This is a genomic window from Aliivibrio finisterrensis (assembly GCF_008933155.1).
GTDB classification, from domain to species: Bacteria; Pseudomonadota; Gammaproteobacteria; order Enterobacterales; family Vibrionaceae; genus Aliivibrio; species Aliivibrio finisterrensis.
Window position 1 is genome coordinate 250,093 of the sequence record NZ_WBVP01000005.1, and the last position, 19,633, is coordinate 269,725.

19 protein-coding genes and 1 tRNA gene are annotated in these 19,633 nt (G+C 39.7%); 13 read left to right on the forward strand and 7 right to left on the reverse strand.

Features of this window, described 5'->3' with window-relative positions; genetic code table 11:
- Positions 1 to 186 precede the first annotated feature (186 nt).
- The gene (gene folD, locus F8B77_RS07060) at positions 187 to 1,044 is read right to left on the reverse strand and encodes a bifunctional methylenetetrahydrofolate dehydrogenase/methenyltetrahydrofolate cyclohydrolase FolD (protein ID WP_151654769.1); all 858 of its coding nucleotides are present in this window, start codon (positions 1,042 to 1,044) and stop codon (positions 187 to 189) included.
- A 264-nt stretch (positions 1,045 to 1,308) separates the two neighbouring features.
- Here folD and F8B77_RS07065 point away from each other — a divergent pair.
- Together F8B77_RS07065 and F8B77_RS07070 are read left to right on the forward strand one after the other, a co-directional pair.
- Positions 1,309 to 1,385, forward strand: a tRNA-Arg gene (locus F8B77_RS07065).
- 110 nt (positions 1,386 to 1,495) lie between these two features.
- On the forward strand, positions 1,496 to 2,953 hold the full coding sequence (locus F8B77_RS07070; RefSeq protein ID WP_151654770.1) for a protein adenylyltransferase SelO: 1,458 nt from the start codon (positions 1,496 to 1,498) through the stop codon (positions 2,951 to 2,953).
- Between the two features lie 37 nt (positions 2,954 to 2,990).
- Here F8B77_RS07070 and F8B77_RS07075 read toward each other — a convergent pair whose 3' ends face one another.
- Positions 2,991 to 3,533 (reverse strand): DUF4136 domain-containing protein, encoded by a 543-nt coding sequence (locus tag F8B77_RS07075; RefSeq protein ID WP_244298226.1) that lies wholly within the window; start codon positions 3,531 to 3,533, stop codon positions 2,991 to 2,993.
- A gap of 124 nt (positions 3,534 to 3,657) precedes the next feature.
- Complete coding sequence (gene cspD, locus F8B77_RS07080; RefSeq protein WP_130044218.1) at positions 3,658 to 3,879, reverse strand: cold shock domain-containing protein CspD; 222 nt, start codon at positions 3,877 to 3,879, stop codon at positions 3,658 to 3,660.
- A 396-nt stretch (positions 3,880 to 4,275) separates the two neighbouring features.
- On the opposite strand from cspD, the gene clpS reads away from it, so the two are divergent.
- Both clpS and clpA read left to right on the forward strand, forming a co-directional pair.
- Positions 4,276 to 4,596 carry an ATP-dependent Clp protease adapter ClpS gene (gene clpS / locus F8B77_RS07085; protein ID WP_130044219.1) on the forward strand — a complete coding sequence of 107 codons (321 nt, stop codon included), beginning with the start codon at positions 4,276 to 4,278 and terminating at the stop codon, positions 4,594 to 4,596.
- A gap of 42 nt (positions 4,597 to 4,638) precedes the next feature.
- Complete coding sequence (clpA, locus tag F8B77_RS07090; protein ID WP_151654772.1) at positions 4,639 to 6,891, forward strand: ATP-dependent Clp protease ATP-binding subunit ClpA; 2,253 nt, start codon at positions 4,639 to 4,641, stop codon at positions 6,889 to 6,891.
- Positions 6,892 to 6,984: 93 nt separating this feature from the next.
- Here clpA and infA read toward each other — a convergent pair whose 3' ends face one another.
- The 3 genes from infA to aat form a co-directional block, all read right to left on the reverse strand.
- Entirely contained in the window at positions 6,985 to 7,203 is a 219-nt protein-coding gene (gene infA / locus F8B77_RS07095; protein WP_005420180.1) for a translation initiation factor IF-1, read from the reverse strand.
- Positions 7,204 to 7,292: 89 nt separating this feature from the next.
- Positions 7,293 to 7,985: an arginyltransferase gene (locus F8B77_RS07100; RefSeq protein ID WP_151654773.1), complete on the reverse strand. Its 693-nt coding sequence runs from the start codon at positions 7,983 to 7,985 to the stop codon at positions 7,293 to 7,295.
- Between the two features lie 2 nt (positions 7,986 to 7,987).
- Positions 7,988 to 8,701, reverse strand: a complete 714-nt coding sequence (gene aat / locus F8B77_RS07105; RefSeq protein WP_130044222.1) for a leucyl/phenylalanyl-tRNA--protein transferase — start codon at positions 8,699 to 8,701, stop codon at positions 7,988 to 7,990.
- A 197-nt stretch (positions 8,702 to 8,898) separates the two neighbouring features.
- On the opposite strand from aat, the gene aroA reads away from it, so the two are divergent.
- From aroA to pyrF, 7 genes are all read left to right on the forward strand, one after another.
- Entirely contained in the window at positions 8,899 to 10,179 is a 1,281-nt protein-coding gene (gene aroA, locus F8B77_RS07110) for a 3-phosphoshikimate 1-carboxyvinyltransferase (protein WP_151654774.1), read from the forward strand.
- 158 nt (positions 10,180 to 10,337) lie between these two features.
- Positions 10,338 to 11,012, forward strand: a complete 675-nt coding sequence (gene cmk, locus F8B77_RS07115; protein ID WP_130044224.1) for a (d)CMP kinase — start codon at positions 10,338 to 10,340, stop codon at positions 11,010 to 11,012.
- A 95-nt stretch (positions 11,013 to 11,107) separates the two neighbouring features.
- Positions 11,108 to 12,781, forward strand: coding sequence for a 30S ribosomal protein S1 (gene rpsA / locus F8B77_RS07120; protein WP_130048233.1), 1,674 nt, complete (start codon positions 11,108 to 11,110; stop codon positions 12,779 to 12,781).
- Positions 12,782 to 12,840: 59 nt separating this feature from the next.
- A complete protein-coding gene (ihfB, locus tag F8B77_RS07125; protein ID WP_045102545.1) occupies positions 12,841 to 13,122 on the forward strand; it encodes an integration host factor subunit beta in 282 nt (93 codons plus the stop codon).
- A gap of 134 nt (positions 13,123 to 13,256) precedes the next feature.
- Entirely contained in the window at positions 13,257 to 13,541 is a 285-nt protein-coding gene (locus tag F8B77_RS07130) for a LapA family protein (protein ID WP_130044226.1), read from the forward strand.
- Between the two features lie 7 nt (positions 13,542 to 13,548).
- Positions 13,549 to 14,718, forward strand: coding sequence for a lipopolysaccharide assembly protein LapB (gene lapB, locus F8B77_RS07135; protein WP_151654775.1), 1,170 nt, complete (start codon positions 13,549 to 13,551; stop codon positions 14,716 to 14,718).
- Between the two features lie 66 nt (positions 14,719 to 14,784).
- Positions 14,785 to 15,489, forward strand: coding sequence for an orotidine-5'-phosphate decarboxylase (pyrF, locus tag F8B77_RS07140; protein WP_130086067.1), 705 nt, complete (start codon positions 14,785 to 14,787; stop codon positions 15,487 to 15,489).
- An 83-nt stretch (positions 15,490 to 15,572) separates the two neighbouring features.
- Here pyrF and metG read toward each other — a convergent pair whose 3' ends face one another.
- On the reverse strand, positions 15,573 to 17,633 hold the full coding sequence (metG, locus tag F8B77_RS07145) for a methionine--tRNA ligase (RefSeq protein ID WP_130048230.1): 2,061 nt from the start codon (positions 17,631 to 17,633) through the stop codon (positions 15,573 to 15,575).
- A gap of 133 nt (positions 17,634 to 17,766) precedes the next feature.
- Here metG and apbC point away from each other — a divergent pair, with 133 nt between their 5' ends.
- Positions 17,767 to 18,834: an iron-sulfur cluster carrier protein ApbC gene (gene apbC, locus F8B77_RS07150; protein WP_151654776.1), complete on the forward strand. Its 1,068-nt coding sequence runs from the start codon at positions 17,767 to 17,769 to the stop codon at positions 18,832 to 18,834.
- Positions 18,835 to 18,939: 105 nt separating this feature from the next.
- Entirely contained in the window at positions 18,940 to 19,587 is a 648-nt protein-coding gene (gene udk, locus F8B77_RS07155) for a uridine kinase (RefSeq protein ID WP_130044231.1), read from the forward strand.
- Positions 19,588 to 19,633: the final 46 nt, after the last annotated feature.

Genomic DNA, 19,633 nt, shown 5'->3' on the forward strand with positions numbered 1-19,633 from the left:
ATCCATTTCCTCTTGTCATCCGTTTTTTAATTTAGCTTCTATATAAGGTTAGTTACTAAACCCTTATTTTGTCCAAGAAAAAACTAAAAATAGCATGAAAATTAATCAAGAAATGTGGCAGTGCGCAGATATAAAAAAGGCGAACTTTGAAAAGTTCACCAGTTGATGATTTTATCATTAGTTCAGTTATTTACTGTGGAACTGCTCGCAGGCAAGTAATGTATTTTCAATAAGACTAGCAACTGTCATAGGACCAACGCCACCAGGAACAGGAGTAATGTAGCTTGCTTTTGTTTTTGCTACGTCGTATTCAACATCACCGATTAACTTACCTGAGTCTAAACGGTTGATACCTACATCGACTACGACAGCACCTTCTTTGATCCACTCTCCTGGGATAAAGTTTGGTTTACCAACGGCAACGACAATAAGGTCGGCTTGACGGATGTGATGCTCAAGATTTTTAGTGAATCGATGACAGGTTGTGGTTGTACAACCAGCAAGCAGCAATTCAAGCGTCATTGGACGACCAACGATGTTTGATGCGCCGACAACAACCGCATGCATTCCACGTACCTGAATATTGTAACGTTCAAGTAAGGTAATGATGCCTTTAGGTGTGCATGAACGCAATTTTGGAATGCGTTGAGAAAGTCGACCAACGTTATATGGATGAAAACCATCAACGTCTTTTTCGGGATCAATGTGCTCTAAAATTTTAGTGCTGTCCATTCCTGCTGGAAGAGGAAGTTGAACTAAAATACCATCAATCTCTGAGTCTTGATTTAGTGTGTCAATAATAGACAACAATTCAGCTTCTGTTGTGGTGGTTGGCAAATCGTAAGATTTTGAAATAAAACCAACTTCTTCACAAGCACGGCGCTTGCTTCCAACATAAACTTGAGAGGCTGGATCTTGTCCAACTAATACTACGGCTAGCCCTGGAGCACGTAATCCGGCTTCTACGCGAGCTTTAACACGAGCCCCAACTTCTGAGCGAACAGTTTGGGAGATAAGTTTTCCATCGATATTTTGAGCGGTCATAATAATCCTATACAAGGGCTTTGACTGATTGACGTTCGTATTGTCTCAGAATTAAATAGTAATAGCTAGACGCAAACGATTGCATCCCATGCTCATGAAGTCATAAAAATAACAGTATCCATAAATATGCTAGTGAGAATGAAGTTAAAGACTTATATTTAATCAAACAATAAGCAATCTGCTTTATTTTTCAGCATTCAGTAAGATAATGATAAGAAAAGGATTGATCTGTTTACGGATATTCGTATAATTCTACCCCATAGAGCGCCCTTAGCTCAGCTGGATAGAGCACCTCCCTTCTAAGGAGGTGGTCGAAGGTTCGAATCCTTCAGGGCGTACCAAATTGGAAAAGCCGCATTAACCTTATGGTTGGTGCGGCTTTTTTCATTTCTATCATATAATTTTTCAATGTGTTAGCGTTAGTTCATTACCCTGTTAATGGATTACTCTCATGTCTTTTTGGAATGCTTTTTCAATTACAACTCGTTACGCTGAATTACCTCGCAGTTTTTTTACTTATGTTCAACCAACGCCGTTGGAAAATACACGTTGGGTTATGTGGAACAGTAATCTTGCGGCACAGTTTGGTTTACCTGAAGATCCTGAGAGTAATACTGAGTTACTTCCTTCTTTTTCTGGTGAGCATGTCCCTACTGTTTTCTCTCCATTAGCAATGAAATATGCAGGCCATCAATTTGGTGGATATAACCCTGATCTTGGTGATGGGCGAGGATTATTACTTGCTGAAATTAAGGATAAAGAAGGAAACAGCTTTGACCTTCATTTAAAAGGAGCAGGGTTAACGCCTTATTCTCGATCTGGCGATGGAAGAGCAGTACTTCGATCTACTATTCGTGAATATTTGTGCAGTGAGGCTATGGCTGGGTTAAGTATCCCAACAACACGAGCATTAGGTATGATGACGAGTGATACCCCGGTCTTTAGAGAAGGCTATGAAACAGGAGCCTTACTTATCCGAATGGCTGAGACTCATGTTCGATTTGGTCATTTTGAGCATCTGTTTTATTCCAATTTATTGGCAGAGCAGAAATTATTGGCGGATAAGGTGATTGAGTGGCATTACCCTCAATGCTTAGCTGAAGATAAGCCCTATGCGGCAATGTTCGATGAAATCGCAGACAAAACAGCATATATGATTGCACATTGGCAGGCTGTTGGGTTTGCTCATGGGGTGATGAACACAGATAACATGTCGATCATTGGGCAAACGTTTGACTATGGCCCATTTGGTTTTTTAGATGATTATGAACCGAGCTATATTTGCAATCATTCAGATTACCAAGGTCGCTATGCGTTTAATCAACAACCGAGAATAGGACTATGGAATCTATCGGCATTAGCACATTCTCTTTCGTCATTGATTGAAAAATCAGATTTAGAATCCTCCTTAGAGAAGTATGAAACTCGCTTGGGTCATTATTTTAGTCAACTAATGAGAAAGAAATTGGGGTTACTTTCTAAACAAGAAGGAGATAGCCGATTATTTGAGTCGATGTTTGAATTATTGTCACAAAGCTCTGTAGATTACACACGGTTTATGAGAACGTTGTCTTATTTAGATGGTCAAGATAAGCAAACCATTATTGATTTGTTTTTAGATAGAGAGGCCGCAACACTTTGGATTGACCTATATTTGGCACGATGTGAGAAAGAAGAGAAGAGTGCTGAGATACGCGGTAAAGAAATGAGAAGGGTAAACCCTAAGTACATTCTTAGAAATTATCTTGCTCAACAAGCCATTAATAAAGCGAAAGACGGTGATTATAGTGAGATTAAGACATTATCTATGTTGCTGGCCTCTCCCTTTGATGAGCATCCTAGGTTTGAATCATACGCTCAATTACCACCTGAATGGGGAAAGAAAATGGAGATTAGTTGTTCATCTTAACTCATTGTTAATTTAATTTTTTATACACAATATAGTATTAGCTTGGATTCGAAGTTTTATTCAAGCTATGAAACATAAAGTGAAGTAATTCATCCATTGCTGTTTTACGATTATCCTCTGTGTTTGTGTAACCTTGCGCTAAGACACTCCAAGAAGAATTGATTTGGTTTGGTAGAAATACAGCAATAAATATACTGGCTTTATCCGCTTCATTCTTATTATCTAAAGGCTGTAAACCTGTCTGTAATCCTGTCTCATTTAAAATTTTCGTATCACTAATAGCACTCTCAATGCCAAGTCCATAGCCCACATAAAATTCAGCGAATGTAGGGTTGTCTGTATAAATAAATCCTTTCTCTGTTAATTCATTTTTTAGTGACTTGATGAAGCGTTGTTCAGTATTGTTTTCATTTAATGTGCTATTTAAATAATTGGCATTGATATTCGGATGCCAAGCAAATGTACGTTTGCCTGCGATGACATCATTAATGTTGCCAATGGTCACTAGATTTACAGTACTTTTTTCTTGATACGTTTCGGACACGCAGCCAGTAACAAAAGTGAGGAGTAAAAAAGACAAGAAATATTTCAAAGTGATAACCTATTTGAGGGGGAAGTAATTAGGGGTGAAGTTTTATGATTAAGATAGGTTCAAAAAAGGTGAGTAGTATTCCTCACCTTTAAGATAATGACTCGAGGTAAGGTTATTTAACCGCTTCACCTTCAAGTGGTTTAATTTCACTGGCGTGAAAACCTTTTGGCCCTTCGTGGATTTCGTAAGTAACAGATTGACCTGCCTTTAGTGTGCGGTAGCCATCCATCTCAATAGTAGAATAGTGCGCAAAAATATCACCATCTTCACCTTCAGGACAAATGAAGCCAAACCCTTTGGCGTTATTGAACCATTTTACTGTACCTGTTGCCATGCTATACATCCCTCTGCATTTTTTAATTACCTAGCATAATATTTATCAATTAAGAATCTGCTTAATTGATAACCACTACAAGTACACTGTATTAAATCTAAAGAGGGAGTCAAGAACATTTTGTTAACTTTGTTAACATTTGCGCTTAATATCATTTTTGCGATTAACATAATTATCAGTAATAACAATGTGATAAATTAAAGTGGTGTTAACTAAAAAAAGGCTCTATTCTTTAATTTGTTATCGATGATTTTCTATTCAATTAATAGGAAATTAAGTGATAAAGACTCTAAATTGACATCTTTTGTTTGATGTAACTCCTCGTCTAGATTAGGCTCAATAGTAAGGGGATACCTTGATGTATCAGAAATGCTATTTAACTAATCAGTTGTCAACATGAGTAAATTATATGAATGGATTTCTCCTGATTCAGATGTACTAGAATTGGAGAAAACAGGATTAAAACCACCAGCAATGTATAAAGTGGTTTTAAACAATGATGATTACACTCCGATGGAGTTTGTTGTCGAAGTTTTGGATAAATTTTTTTCCATGGATTTGGAAAAAGCAACACAATTAATGTTAACCGTGCATTATGAAGGGAAAGCAGTATGTGGGATTTTTACTGCTGAAGTTGCTGAAACTAAAGTTGCGCAAGTCAATACGTATTCGCGTGATAATGAGCACCCACTACTGTGTACAATGGAGCAAGTATAAGCTTGTTCGTTACACCATCTTTTGGTGTTTTGGGAGGTTCCTATGCTAAATAAAGAATTAGAAGCGAGTTTAAACAGTGCGTTTGCTCGTGCACGAGAAAAGCGTCATGAATTTATGACGGTAGAGCATTTATTACTTGCTCTATTAGAGAACCCATCAGCTCGAGAAGCTCTTTTAGCGAGCCATGCAGATTTAAAAGCATTGGCCACTGAAATTGATGAATTCATAACACAAACAACACCTTTAATTCCTGCCGATAATGAAAGTCGAGAAACACAACCAACATTAAGTTTTCAACGAGTCCTCCAACGCGCTGTTTTTCATGTTCAATCATCAGGCCGTAGTGAAGTTACTGGTGCTAATGTTCTGGTTGCTATTTTTAGTGAGCAAGAGTCACATGCCGCATACCTCCTTAAAAAGAACGACATTAGTCGATTAGATATTGTTAATTACATCTCTCATGGTGCTCCAGAGCATCGCGATGAACATACAGAATCAAATAATGTTGAAACGGCAGTAGAAGCAAGTTCAGAAGATAAATTAGAAAGTTTCGCAACGAACTTAAATCAAGTAGCGAAAAATGGAGGGATTGATCCTCTTATTGGGCGTGATCAAGAGCTTGAACGTACAATTCAAGTGCTATGCCGTCGTCGTAAAAATAACCCACTACTTGTTGGTGAAGCGGGCGTTGGTAAAACGGCTATTGCAGAAGGGCTTGCTTGGCGTATTGTTGAGGGGCAAGTTCCTGATGTAATTAAGGACTGCATTATTTATTCATTAGATATAGGTTCATTGCTTGCAGGAACGAAGTATCGTGGTGATTTTGAGAAGCGCTTTAAAGCCATCTTAAAGCAGCTTGAAAATGAAGAGCATGCGGTATTATTCATTGATGAAATACATACGATTATCGGTGCGGGTGCGGCGTCAGGCGGACAAGTTGATGCCGCTAACTTAATTAAGCCGTTATTAAGTAGTGGTAAATTGCGTTGCATTGGCTCGACGACTTATCAAGAGCACAGCTCTATTTTTGAAAAAGAGCGTGCATTAGCTCGTCGTTTCCAAAAAATAGATATTTTAGAACCATCGTTGGATGACACAACAAAGATCCTTATTGGATTGAAAAGTAAGTATGAGGAGCATCATGATGTTCGTTATACAAATAAAGCGCTTCGTGCAGCGGTTGAGTTATCAGCGAAATATATTAATGAGCGTCACTTACCAGACAAAGCGATTGATGTTATTGATGAGGCTGGGGCTCGTTGTCGTTTAACACCAGTCAGCCGTCGTAAAAAAACCATCAATGTTGCTGATATTGAGTCTATGGTTGCTAAGATGGCGCGTATTCCAGAGAAGTCGGTATCATCAAGCGATAAAGATGTTCTGAGAAAGCTGGATGATAAGCTTAAGATGTTGGTGTTTGGTCAAGATCAAGGCATCGATGCTTTATGTGAAGCGATTAAGCTAAGTCGAGCTGGTTTAGGTGCTGATAATAAACCTGTTGGTTCTTTCTTATTTGCAGGCCCTACAGGGGTTGGTAAAACAGAAGTGACGGTTCAGTTAGCCAAAGCGCTTGGTATTGAGCTTCTTCGTTTTGATATGTCTGAATACGGTGAGCGTCATACCGTGAGCCGCTTGATCGGTGCTCCCCCTGGTTATGTTGGTTACGAACAAGGTGGCCTACTGACAGATGCGGTAATTAAGCACCCACATTCTGTTGTATTATTGGATGAACTTGAAAAGGCACATCCAGATGTCTTTAACTTGTTACTTCAAGTCATGGATAACGGTACGTTAACAGATAACAACGGGCGTAAAGCGGATTTCCGAAATGTAATTTTCGTAATGACAACCAATGCAGGCGTTCAAGAAACGGTTAAGAAATCAATTGGTTTGATTCAACAAGATCATAGTACTGATGCGATGGCTGCGATTAAGAAAGTCTTTACGCCAGAGTTTAGAAACCGTTTAGATAATATTATTTGGTTTGAACACTTAAGCAAAGATGTGATTTCACTTGTTGTTGAGAAATTCATTGTCGAGCTTCAAGTACAGCTAGATGCTCGTGGTGTGTCAATGGAAGTATCAAAAGAAGCGAAAGCATGGTTAGCTGAGAAAGGATACGACAAGGCCATGGGCGCACGTCCAATGGCTAGAGTTATCCAGGAAAACTTGAAAAAACCAATGGCAAATGAGCTTTTATTTGGTGAATTAGTAGATGGTGGTACGGTTCGCGTTAAATTAAATAAAGGTGAATTAGCATTTGAATTTACCAGCGAAGCAGAAGCTGTGCATTAATTGATATCTAGATAATAAAAAACCCAGTCATTGACTGGGTTTTTTTATATTATGTTAAAGCAGACTGAAAATTAATCTGCTAAAAATGACAAATTAACGAGCACGGAAGACGATACGGCCTTTAGATAAATCGTAAGGAGTCATTTCAACTGTTACTTTGTCACCAGTAAGAATACGAATGTAGTTTTTACGCATTTTACCTGAGATGTGAGCTGTAACAACGTGACCGTTTTCTAATTCTACGCGAAACATTGTGTTTGGCAGAGTATCTAGAACCGTGCCTTGTAGTTCAATTGCGTCTTCTTTTGCCATTGAATCCTCTTTATATAGATAGCTTTGGCTGATTTTTAAGCGGCTAATAATGCCCTTAAAAATGATGTATGTAAAGTTTGGTGGGCATTTTACCCTTGCCAGACCATATTTACTAGCTTTTGGTTAGGTTTATATCGATCTTTATATTTCATTGCTGGGCAATCGTCTATTTGGTAACCAGGATAAAGCCAGTTCTTATTGAGCTCAATGCATAATTTTAACTGAATGAGTATAGATACGGTTCCAAGAGAAAGCGGGTGTAGAGGCTCAAAGAAGGTATACATAGCACTGATAGAATCGCTAAGAATGTCTGTGACAGCAATAGCAATTAGCGTGTCATTTTCATAAATATGAAGAAAGTGGTTTGGTAACCACTCGGCATGAGAAAATTCAAAGAATTGGTCTTTGTTTGCTGGGAACATACTGCCAGTTTGGTGACGAGTACTGATGTATCTGTCATATAGCTCGAACCATTCTTCATCCATCTCATTTTTTAACTTATAAGTGAATGACGATATTTTATTTAATATACGCTTTTGACTTTTGCTAGGTGCAAATTCCTTAGTATTGATGCGTAGAGGTTGGCAAGCGTTACAGGCATTGCACATTGGCTTATAAATCGTGCCTCCACTACGTCTAAATCCTAAACGAATAAGCGCCTGATAACCAAGAGGCGAATGCAGTTCTTGCTCCATTGCTACACCTAATCGTTCTTGTTGCCCCGGAAGGTAGCTGCAAGTGCCTTCCGGAGTAAGTCCGACTTGAAGAGAAAATTTACTCATGGCTACGGTTTATTCCCTATTGATTGTGGTGCATAACAGCTTGGTGCGACTAATTTGTCGGTAAGCTCTTCTAGTTTCATTTTAAATTCAGAGCGATTCATTTCAGTAGCGCCTAAACTTTCGAGGTGAGGGTTCATCATTTGGCAGTCAATGAGCTCACCACCGGCTGCGGAAAAATGCTCACAAAATTTCCATAGTGCGATTTTTGAAGCATTCGTCTTTAATGAGAACATAGATTCGCCACAAAATATCTGGCCAATCTGAAGTCCGTATAATCCCCCAATTAGTGTTTCATTTTCCCATACTTCAACAGAGTGACAATAACCTAATGCTGCTAGTTGTTTATACGCAAAGATCATTTCAGGCATAATCCAAGTTTCTTCGGGGCCTCTTGTTGATGCACATAATTCAATGATCTGTTCAGTTACTGTATTTATGGTGATGCGATAGTTGGATTTACGAAAATACTTTTTAAGACTCTTAGATGGCGAGAATTGACGAGGTAAAAAGACACCTCGAATCGAAGGACTCCACCATAAAATAGGGTCGCCTTCGCTATACCAAGGGAAAATACCGTGTTGGTAAGCATTGATAAGACGATTAGCAGATAAATCGCCTCCCATTGCAAGTAATCCATCAGGTTCGGTTAATGCACTTTCTATTGAAGGAAAAGCGCTGTGCATATCTGAATCAAGTTGTTGTAAATATATAGTCATAAATAAAAGAAATAAGTATTCATTATTTTTAAGTAAAGAGACGACATTGCCTCTGGTACAACGCTTTGGTTTTCGTTACTCTGAAGGAATGAAGAATAACAAAAAATAACAATGAAAGCTGAAACAGCTATGTCATCATGAGGTGAAATACCGAGCATAGCGTTATTATTTATTTGTATAGGAATTTTTACATAAACATGGAAAGCTTAACTCTTCAACCAATTTCCAAAATTGATGGTCAAATAAACCTACCTGGCTCAAAAAGTGTGTCCAATCGTGCATTGTTACTGGCGGCGTTGGCATCTGGAAAAACAAAACTAACCAACCTGCTTGATAGTGATGATATTCGTCATATGCTTAATGCGCTAAAAGCACTTGGTGTTGAATATACATTATCCGAAGATAAAACAGTGTGTGAAGTAACAGGCTTAGGTCGTGCTTTTGAACCCAATGAGGCATTAGAATTGTTTCTTGGTAATGCAGGAACGGCAATGCGCCCATTAGCGGCAGCGTTATGCTTAGGTAAGGGTGAGTTTGTCCTTACTGGTGAGCCTCGTATGAAAGAACGTCCAATTGGGCATCTTGTCACTGCATTAAAAGCCGCAGGCGCAGATGTTGAATATTTAGAAAATGAAAACTATCCACCGCTAAAAATAAAAGGCACAGGCCTTAGCGGAGGAACGGTTGATATTGATGGTTCAATCTCAAGCCAATTTCTAACTGCTTTTTTAATGGCTGCACCACTATCAACACAAGAGACGACCATTAATATTATTGGTGACTTGGTTTCAAAACCTTATATAGACATCACTTTGGATATAATGGCGACGTTTGGTGTTGAGATTGAAAATCAAAATTATAAAACGTTTGTTGTGCCTGCGAATCAAAAGTATGTTGCACCCGGTGACTTTCTTGTTGAAGGTGATGCATCATCAGCGTCTTATTTCTTAGCGGCGGCAGCCATTAAAGGTGGTTCAGTTAAAGTCACGGGAATTGGCAAAAAAAGCATTCAAGGCGATGTTCAGTTTGCTGATGCGTTAGCGGCTATGGGTGCTGACATTGAATGGGGTGATGATTATGTTATTGCTCGTAAAGGTGAGCTAAAAGCCGTGGATATGGATTTTAATCATATTCCTGATGCCGCGATGACAATAGCGACTGCAGCGTTATTCGCGGAGGGCACGACCTCTATTCGCAATGTATATAACTGGCGTGTAAAAGAAACAGATCGCTTAGCGGCGATGGCGACAGAATTAAGAAAAGTGGGTGCAGAAGTCGAAGAAGGTGAGGATTACATTACGATAACGCCACCGACATCATTAAAGCATGCAGCGATTGATACTTATGACGATCACCGTATGGCGATGTGTTTTTCGCTTGTGGCATTAAGTGATACACCAGTCACTATTAACGATCCGGGCTGCACATCAAAAACATTTCCAGACTATTTTGAAAAATTAAAAGAACTGAGTGTCTAATTAATTATCAATAAACAAGCTTAAGATTTGTTGATACTAGCCCTGTGTAAAAAAACACAGGGCTTTTTTAGTTTTTAATAATCTAGAGTATATAAATAATCTGACTTGGGTATAATGCGCCCGTAGAAACCAATCACAATAATTAATTGGAGAACTCCATGACAACTCATTCACCAGTCGTTACTGTTGATGGTCCAAGTGGAGCAGGTAAAGGCACATTGTGTATGTTACTTGCAGAAAAGCTAGGTTATAACTTATTAGATTCCGGTGCAATTTATCGTGTGTTAGCACTAGCTGCGATTCATCACGGAGTAGATTTAAACTCAGAAGATGGCCTTGTTCCTTTAGCCGCTAATTTAGACGTGCAATTTAAAGCGGAAGGCGAACTTGTTAAAGTCATTCTTGAAGGTGAGGATGTTTCGGCTGAACTTCGCAAAGAAGAAACAGGAATGGCGGCTTCAAAAGTTGCAGCGTTGCCACAAGTACGTGAAGCATTATTACGTCGCCAACGTGCATTTTCTGCTCAGCCTGGCCTAATTGCTGATGGCCGTGATATGGGCACAGTGGTGTTCCCAAGCGCTGAAGTGAAGATATTTTTAGATGCAAGTGCAGAAGAACGTGCGAATCGCCGTATGAAGCAGTTGCAACAGAAGGGGTTAGATGTTAAATTTGACCGTCTTTTAAGCGAAATCCAAGAACGTGATGATCGAGACCGCAATAGAGCTGTCGCGCCATTACGTCCTGCAGAAGACGCTTTAGTATTAGATTCAACTTCAATGAATATTGATGAAGTTGTCGCGCAAGCCATTACTTTTATTGAATCTAAGCTATAATGAAAACTTAGTTAGTTGCAAGGATGATAACTAACCTTACTATCAACCCCATGCGGTAGGATACCCATGGACGTTTAATATTGAAGATCAAATTAATGACTGAATCTTTTGCTCAACTCTTTGAAGAGTTTCTGAATGAAACTGAATTCCAACAAGGCAGCATCGTTAAAGGTACTGTAGTAGCTATCGAGAACGGTTTCGTTCTTGTTGACGCTGGCCTTAAGTCTGAAGCAGCTATCCCAGCTGAACAATTCAAGAACGCTGCTGGCGAACTTGAAGTTGAAGTTGGTTCTGAAGTAGACGTTGCTCTTGACGCTGTTGAAGACGGTTTCGGCGAAACTCAACTTTCTCGTGAGAAAGCGAAGCGTCACGAAGCTTGGATCCAACTTGAAAAAGCATACGAAGATGCTGAAACAGTTATGGGTGTTATCAACGGTAAAGTTAAAGGCGGCTTCACAGTTGAACTTAACGGTATCCGTGCATTCCTACCTGGTTCTCTTGTTGATGTACGTCCAGTACGTGACACTCTGCACCTTGAAGGCAAAGAGCTAGAGTTCAAAGTAATCAAACTTGACCAAAAGCGTAACAACGTTGTTGTTTCACGTCGTGCTGTTATCGAATCTGAAAACAGTGTTGAGCGTGACGAGTTACTTGCTTCTCTACAAGAAGGCATGGAAGTTAAAGGTATCGTTAAGAACCTTACTGACTACGGTGCATTCGTTGATCTAGGTGGCGTTGACGGTCTACTACACATCACAGATATGGCTTGGAAGCGTGTTAAGCACCCATCTGAGATCGTAAATGTTGGTGACGAGATCAATGTTAAAGTTCTTAAGTTCGATCGTGAGCGCACTCGTGTTTCTCTAGGTCTTAAGCAACTTGGCGAAGATCCATGGGTAGCTATCGCTAAGCGTTACCCAGAAGGTCACAAACTTTCTGGTCGTGTTACTAACCTAACTGACTACGGCTGCTTCGTTGAAATCGAAGAAGGCGTTGAAGGTCTAGTACACGTTTCTGAAATGGATTGGACTAACAAGAACATCCACCCTTCTAAAGTTGTTAATGTAGGCGACGAAGTTGAGGTTATGGTTCTTGAGATTGACGAAGAACGTCGTCGTATCTCTCTAGGTCTTAAGCAATGTAAAGCTAACCCATGGCAGACATTCGCTGAAGCGCAAGCTAAAGGCGACCACGTTACTGGTAAGATCAAATCTATCACTGACTTTGGTATCTTCATCGGTCTTGACGGCGGCATCGACGGTCTAGTTCACCTATCTGACATTTCTTGGAATGCTACAGGTGAAGACGCGGTACGTGAGTACAAGAAAGGCGACGAAATCTCTGCTGTTGTTCTAGCAGTAGATGCAGAGCGTGAGCGTATTTCTCTAGGTGTTAAACAAATGGAAGAAGACCCATTTAACAACTACCTAGCAGACAACAAGAAAGGTACTCTAGTAAACGGTACTGTTTCAGCTGTTGACGCTAAAGGCGCTACAATCACTCTTGCAGACAGCGTAGAAGGTTACATCCGTACTTCTGAGCTATCTCGCGACCGTGTTGAAGATGCATCTCTAATCTTAAGCGTTGGCGATAGCGTTGAAGCGAAGTTCACTGGTGTAGACCGTAAGAACCGCGTAGTTAACCTATCTATCAAAGCTAAAGATGAAGCTGACGAGCAAGAAGCAATGGCTTCACTGAACACTAAGTCTGAAGACGGTGGTTTCGGTAACGCAATGGCTGACGCTTTCAAAGCAGCTAAAGGCGAATAAGTAAATTTAAAGGGAGCGTAATGCTCCCTTTTCTTTCGATAACGTAGGAGAGGTCATTTATGACAAAATCTGAACTGATTGAACAACTGTGTAGTAAAAAGCCTCAACTTTCTGCTAAGCAGGTTGAAGATACAGTCAAGGAAATCCTTGAACAGATGGCAACAACGCTAGAGGGCGGTGATCGTATAGAGATTCGTGGTTTTGGTAGTTTTTCTCTACACTATCGAGAGCCTCGTTTAGGTCGTAATCCAAAAACTGGTGATAAAGTAGAATTGGACGGTAAGTTCGTTCCTCATTTTAAACCAGGTAAAGAACTGCGTGAACGTGTGAATTTCAGCTAATGTAAATTGGCATATAAAAACGGCATACTTTTTAGTATGCCGTTTTTTTATGTTCATTTTCAGTGCGTTTAGGTGTATCTTTAGAGCTGTAAAATAAGATATTGTTAGATGTTCATTAACTGGAGGGAATACCAGTGAAAATTGTTGTAGCTATTTTATTATTATCTTTATTTCTTATCTCATTAGCGGTCGGTGCACAAAACCAGATTATTGTTAATTTTAACTATTTGTTGGCACAGGGTGATTTTCAATTATCAACCTTGCTAGGAATATTCTTTGCGACTGGTTTTGGTTTAGGCTGGCTGATTTGTGGCAGTATGTATTTAAAAGTGAGTATGACGCAGCGTCGTTTACGTAAGCGTCTCGATAAACAAACTGCAGAGTTGAATAAACTGCGTTTAGATTCAACCAAAGGGTAGTGACTAAATGTTAGAACTGCTATTCCTATTATTACCTATTGCAGCCGGTTATGGTTGGTATATGGGTAATAGGAGTGCGACACAACAACGTCAAAGAGATACAAATCACCTGTCACGTCAATACGTGGCGGGTCTGAATCTATTGCTGTCTGATCAGTCAGATAAAGCAGTAGATCACTTTATCGAGCTCCTTCAGGTCGATAGCGATACGATAGATACCCATCTTGCATTAGGTAACCTTTTTAGAAGCCGTGGTGAAGTGGACCGCGCCATCAAAATTCATCAAAACCTCATCGCTCGTCCAAACTTAACGGTAGATCAACGAAATATAGCACTTCAACAACTTGCAAAAGATTATATGGTTGCTGGTATTTTGGATCGTGCCGAAAAAATATTTGAGCAGTTAGTGGACGAGCCTGATCATAAAGAAGCCGCTTTACTTCAGTTAGTTGCTATTCATCAACAAACAAGAGAATGGGAACAAGCCATTACCTTTGCTAATAGTTTAGTGAAAATGGGTAAGAAAAAGCTAAAACCCGACATTGCTCATTATTATTGTGAATTAGCAATGCAAGAGCTTGCTGATAGTAACTTAAATAAAGCAAAACAGAATTTGAAAAAAGCCTTATCTATTGATAATAACTGCGTTCGAGCATCAATAATGATGGCGAAATTATTAATAGAAGAAGAAAGCTATAAAGCGGCTGCAGCGCAATTAGAATCCGTTTTAGATCAAGATATTGATTTTATCAGTGAGGCATTGCCATTACTTGCAGAGTGTTATGAACACTTAGATAGAGAAGGTTCATTGCTTAACTTTTTAAAAGAAGCGATAGTAAAAGGCGCAGGGGCAAGTGCAGAGCTTATGCTGTCTAATTTAATAGCAAAGCATGAAGGTACAGCATTAGCTCAAGGTTATATGACTAAGCAACTGCTAAAAAATCCGACAATGAAAGGCTTCTACCGTCTTATGGGCTATCATGTTGATGAAGCTGAAGATGGTAGAGCAAAAGCCAGTTTATCGAGTTTACAAAACCTAGTTGGTGAGCAATTAAAAATGAAACCGAATTATCGTTGTTGTAAATGCGGTTTCTCTGCCCATCGATTATTTTGGCAGTGTCCATCCTGTAAAGGGTGGGGGGCAATTAAGCCTATAAAGGGTTTAGATGGTGAATAATGAAGAGGCGCTCTTAGTGCCTCTTTTTTTGAGTAAAACAAAATGAGCAATTCCAAAGGAGAGAAAATGAAAGACCAAAAGGTGATCGTTGCATTGGATTATGATAATCAAGCAGATGCATTAGCGTTTGTAGATAAAATTGATCCTAGCTCTTGCCGCTTGAAAGTGGGTAAAGAGATGTTTACTTTATTTGGCCCTGAGTTTGTAAAGGAACTTCATAAACGTGGTTTTTCTGTTTTTCTAGATTTAAAGTTCCATGATATCCCTAATACTTGTTCAAAAGCAGTGCGTGCAGCAGCTGAAATGGGTGTGTGGATGGTGAATGTTCATGCGAGTGGTGGTGAGCGTATGATGACAGCATCACGTGAAATTTTAGAACCATATGGAAAAGATCGTCCATTGCTTATTGGTGTAACTGTACTAACAAGTATGGAACAACAAGATTTAGCGGGTATTGGTTTAGATATCGCACCACAAGAACAAGTAAAACGTTTAGCGGCATTAACTAAAAATAGTGGTTTAGATGGCGTTGTATGTTCTGCACAAGAAGCTTCAATGTTGAAAGCTGACCTAGGTAAAGACTTTCAGTTAGTGACTCCTGGCATTCGTCCAGCAGGTGCTGATATCGGTGACCAAAAACGCATTATGACACCGGTTGATGCAATTACCTCTGGTTCTGATTATTTAGTGATTGGTCGCCCAATTACACAGGCAGAGAATCCATCACAAGTATTAAGTGAGATTAACCTGTCTCTAGCGTCAGTTTTATAAGTGTGTAATCGCTTATAAATAGATAAAAAAAATAGAGACCATTTGGTCTCTATTTTTGTTTGTAAGCTTCTTTTAAAAAAGAATTACATTACACGCATACCTGGTTGAGCACCTTCGTGTGGTTCAAGGATCCAAAGGTCTTTACCACCAGGGCCTGCAGCTAGGATCATGCCTTCAGACATACCAAACTTCATTTTACGAGGTTTAAGGTTAGCAACCATCACGGTTAACTTGCCTTCTAGCTCTTCAGGTTTGTATGCTGATTTGATTCCAGAGAACACTTGACGAGTCTCACCGCCAATATCCAGTTGGAATTTAAGTAGCTTGTTTGCTTTTGGCACTTCTTCACAAGAAATAATACGTGCAATGCGCATATCAACCGCTTCGAATGCATCAAACTCAATTTCATCTGCGATTGGGTCTTTATCTAGTTCAGTTTGGCTTGCTTTTTCTTTTTCCGCTTCAGCTTTCTCTTTTGCGGCCATTTCTACAGCTGCATCTTCTTTTGATTCTTCAACCATAGCTTCAACTTTCTTAGGGTCGATTCGAGCAAATAGCGCTTTAAACGTAGTGATTTCGTGAGACGTTAATGGTTGTGTAACGCCTTCCCACGTTAACGTTTCGTTTAAGAAAGCTTCAGTACGTGCAGCAAGCTCTGGCATTACAGGTTTTAGGTAAGCCATTAGGACACGGAACAAGTTAATACCTACAGAAGAAACTTCTTGTAGCTCTTGCTCTTTGCCTTCTTCTTTTGCTAATACCCAAGGTGCTTTTTCATCAATGTACTGATTTGCTTTGTCTGCAAGCGCGGTAATCTCACGAATAGCACGGCTAAATTCACGAGTTTCGTATAGCTCAGCAATACGATCAGCTGCTGCAATAAATTCATTGTAAAGCTCAGGCTCTGCAAAGTTATCTGCTAGTTTGCCATCAAAGCGTTTAGTAATGAAGCCAGCGTTACGAGAAGCTAGGTTAACAATCTTATTTACTACATCAGAGTTTACACGTTGAGTGAAGTCTTCAAGGTTTAAATCAAGATCGTCAATACGGCTATTTAGTTTAGCGGCATAGTAGTAACGTAGACACTCAGGATCTAAGTGATTTAAGTAAGTACCCGCTTTAATGAAAGTGCCTTTAGATTTAGACATTTTCGCGCCATTCACCGTAACATAACCATGGACAAATACATTGTTTGGCTTACGGAAACCTGCGCCATCAAGCATTGCAGGCCAGAATAGGCTGTGGAAATATACGATGTCTTTACCGATGAAGTGGTAAAGCTCAGTCGTGCTGTCTTTTTTCCAGTATTCATCAAAGTTTAGATCGTCACGTTTGTTACAAAGGTTTTTGAAAGAACCCATGTAGCCAATAGGAGCGTCTAACCAAACGTAGAAGAATTTATTTGTTTCACCAGGAATTTCAAAGCCAAAGTAAGGTGCATCACGAGAGATGTCCCACTGTTGTAAACCTGATTCAAACCATTCTTGCATCTTATTTGCTGTTTCTGATTGTAAAGAACCAGAGCGAGTCCATTCTTTCAGCATGCTTTCAAACTGAGGTAAGTCAAAGAAGAAATGCTCAGAATCTTTCATTACTGGAGTTGCACCAGACACTGCAGACTTAGGATTAATCAGATCAGTAGGGCTATATGTTTCGCCACAGTTATCACAGTTATCACCGTATTGTTCTTCTGCTTTACATTTCGGGCAAGTGCCTTTTACGAAGCGGTCAGGTAAGAACATTTCTTTTTCAGGATCGAATAACTGAGAAATAGTGCGGCTAGTAATAAAGCCGTTTTTCTTTAGCTCTAAATAGATATGAGAGGCTAACTCACGGTTTTCATCACTGTGTGTGCTGTGATAGTTATCAAAGCTAATGTCGAAGCCTGCGAAATCTTTCTGATGCTCTTCGCTTACTGCTGCAATCATTTCTTCAGGAGTGATACCCATCTGTTGAGCTTTAAGCATGATTGGTGTGCCGTGAGCGTCATCTGCACAAATAAAGTTAACGTCGTTGCCGCGTAAACGTTGGTAACGAACCCAGATATCCGCTTGGATATGCTCAAGCATATGACCTAGGTGGATTGAACCGTTTGCATACGGTAGGGCACATGTAACCAGAATTTTTCTCGGATCTGTAGCCATATCTTCTCTTTCGCTTAATGTGATGGGTGAAAATTTTAAGAGATAAATAGTACCTGAAGCGAGCTAGAAAGCATAGAGGATCAAAGACTCAATTAGTGCTAGGATGAGTAAAAATAATCAAGGAATAGGTAAGATGGCATTTACAACGATGGCTGAGATTAAAAATTGGTTAAATGAATTTACGCATTCGCAACTTTGTGAGGGATGGGCTGATATACCAAACTTGGTATCACTGACAGCTAACGGCACTGTTACTGTAACCCTCCCTTTTGTCTCTACTTCCTTAAAGCAAGAGCTATTGGCTTGGGCTGAGCAACAAAAACAGAGTTTACAACTGGATTCACTCTCTTTTGATGTGGTGACTAAACCAGCAACCTTAAAAACAGATAAACCTGCAGTTAAAGGGGTGAAAAATATCATTGCTGTTAGTTCTGGCAAAGGTGGGGTTGGTAAATCAACAACTGCGGTGAATTTGGCATTAGCGTTACATCATTTAGGCGCTCGAGTTGGCATATTAGATGCGGATATTTATGGGCCATCTGTTCCTTTAATGTTAGGCGTAGAAGATAAAAAACCAAACATTGTAGACAATAACCGCATGATGCCAGTAGAGGCTCATGGCATTTACAGTAATTCAATTGGTTATTTAGTAGATAAAGCAGAAGCGGCGGTGTGGCGTGGTCCAATGGCGTCAAAGGCATTATCTCAATTACTTAATGAAACATGGTGGCCAGAGCTGGATTATCTTGTTATTGATATGCCACCAGGAACAGGAGATATTCAACTAACGCTATCTCAGCAGATACCAACGACTGGAGCAGTAATAGTTACTACACCACAGGATCTTGCATTAACTGATGCGATTAAAGGAGTGAACATGTTTACGAAAGTAGATGTTCCTGTTATTGGCATCGTTGAGAATATGAGTGTGCATATTTGTTCACAATGCGGTTATGAAGAAGCCATTTTTGGAACCGGTGGTGCAGAGTTAATGGCGAAGAAGTATTCAATTCCATTACTTGGTAAGTTGCCATTGCATATAGATATTCGCAGTGAGACTGATTCAGGTACGCCAAGTGTTGCCGAAAACCTAGCGAGTGCCCATAGTCAGCTTTATATTCAGCTCGCAGAACAAGTATCTAGTCGATTATATTGGCAAGGAGAGGTTATTGCTGACCAAATAATGTTCAAGTCTTTATAGTGTCGGTGTTTAGCGTAATTATCGGTGGAAAGTATCGTTCGTAATCCCTATAATTAGGCGGTTTTATTTTAATAACCGCATCTCGCACACTTTTAGGTATCTTTTATGTCAGAGAACAGTAATCAAAACTGTATTATCGTAGGTATTGCAGGAGCATCAGCTTCAGGTAAGAGTCTGATCGCTTCTACTATTTATAACGAACTACGAGCAAAAGTTGGCGATCATCAAATTGGTGTAATAACTGAAGACAGTTACTACAAGGACCAAAGCCACCTGACCATGGAAGAAAGAGTCAAAACAAATTACGATCACCCAAGTGCTCTTGATCACGAATTACTTTGTGAACATCTTGAACAGCTTATGCGTGGTGAAGCGGTTGATATTCCAACCTATAGCTATACTGAGCACACACGTACTTCTGAAGTTGATGTGATGACTCCTAAAAAAGTGATCATTCTTGAAGGTATTCTGCTTTTAACTGATCCTCGTTTACGTAATTTAATGCACGCAAGTGTGTTTATGGATACGCCTTTAGATATCTGTTTATTACGTCGTGCTAGACGTGATGTAGAAGAGCGTGGTCGCACAATGGAATCTGTATTTGAGCAATATCAGAAAACAGTACGTCCAATGTTCATGCAGTTTATTGATCCATCTAAACAGCATGCTGATATCATTGTTCCACGTGGCGGTAAAAACCGTATTGCGATCGATGTATTGAAAGCGCATATTTCGCGATTACTTAAAGCGTAATATTATGATTTTGAAAAAGGCCAGCATAATTGTTGGCCTTTTTTTT

What these genes read in the sequence shown, in the direction of transcription:
- lapB (WP_151654775.1), top strand. Translation starts at nt 13,549, where the DNA reads ATGTTAGAACTGCTATTCCTATTATTACCTATTGCAGCCGGTTATGGT.
- udk (WP_130044231.1), top strand. Translation starts at nt 18,940, where the DNA reads ATGTCAGAGAACAGTAATCAAAACTGTATTATCGTAGGTATTGCAGGA.
- aat (WP_130044222.1), bottom strand. Translation starts at nt 8,701, where the DNA reads ATGACTATATATTTACAACAACTTGATTCAGATATGCACAGCGCTTTT.
- apbC (WP_151654776.1), top strand. Translation starts at nt 17,767, where the DNA reads ATGGCATTTACAACGATGGCTGAGATTAAAAATTGGTTAAATGAATTT.
- metG (WP_130048230.1), bottom strand. Translation starts at nt 17,633, where the DNA reads ATGGCTACAGATCCGAGAAAAATTCTGGTTACATGTGCCCTACCGTAT.
- aroA (WP_151654774.1), top strand. Translation starts at nt 8,899, where the DNA reads ATGGAAAGCTTAACTCTTCAACCAATTTCCAAAATTGATGGTCAAATA.
- cspD (WP_130044218.1), bottom strand. Translation starts at nt 3,879, where the DNA reads ATGGCAACAGGTACAGTAAAATGGTTCAATAACGCCAAAGGGTTTGGC.
- F8B77_RS07070 (WP_151654770.1), top strand. Translation starts at nt 1,496, where the DNA reads ATGTCTTTTTGGAATGCTTTTTCAATTACAACTCGTTACGCTGAATTA.
- rpsA (WP_130048233.1), top strand. Translation starts at nt 11,108, where the DNA reads ATGACTGAATCTTTTGCTCAACTCTTTGAAGAGTTTCTGAATGAAACT.
- cmk (WP_130044224.1), top strand. Translation starts at nt 10,338, where the DNA reads ATGACAACTCATTCACCAGTCGTTACTGTTGATGGTCCAAGTGGAGCA.
- clpS (WP_130044219.1), top strand. Translation starts at nt 4,276, where the DNA reads ATGAGTAAATTATATGAATGGATTTCTCCTGATTCAGATGTACTAGAA.
- pyrF (WP_130086067.1), top strand. Translation starts at nt 14,785, where the DNA reads ATGAAAGACCAAAAGGTGATCGTTGCATTGGATTATGATAATCAAGCA.
- folD (WP_151654769.1), bottom strand. Translation starts at nt 1,044, where the DNA reads ATGACCGCTCAAAATATCGATGGAAAACTTATCTCCCAAACTGTTCGC.
- F8B77_RS07100 (WP_151654773.1), bottom strand. Translation starts at nt 7,985, where the DNA reads ATGAGTAAATTTTCTCTTCAAGTCGGACTTACTCCGGAAGGCACTTGC.
- ihfB (WP_045102545.1), top strand. Translation starts at nt 12,841, where the DNA reads ATGACAAAATCTGAACTGATTGAACAACTGTGTAGTAAAAAGCCTCAA.
- clpA (WP_151654772.1), top strand. Translation starts at nt 4,639, where the DNA reads ATGCTAAATAAAGAATTAGAAGCGAGTTTAAACAGTGCGTTTGCTCGT.
- infA (WP_005420180.1), bottom strand. Translation starts at nt 7,203, where the DNA reads ATGGCAAAAGAAGACGCAATTGAACTACAAGGCACGGTTCTAGATACT.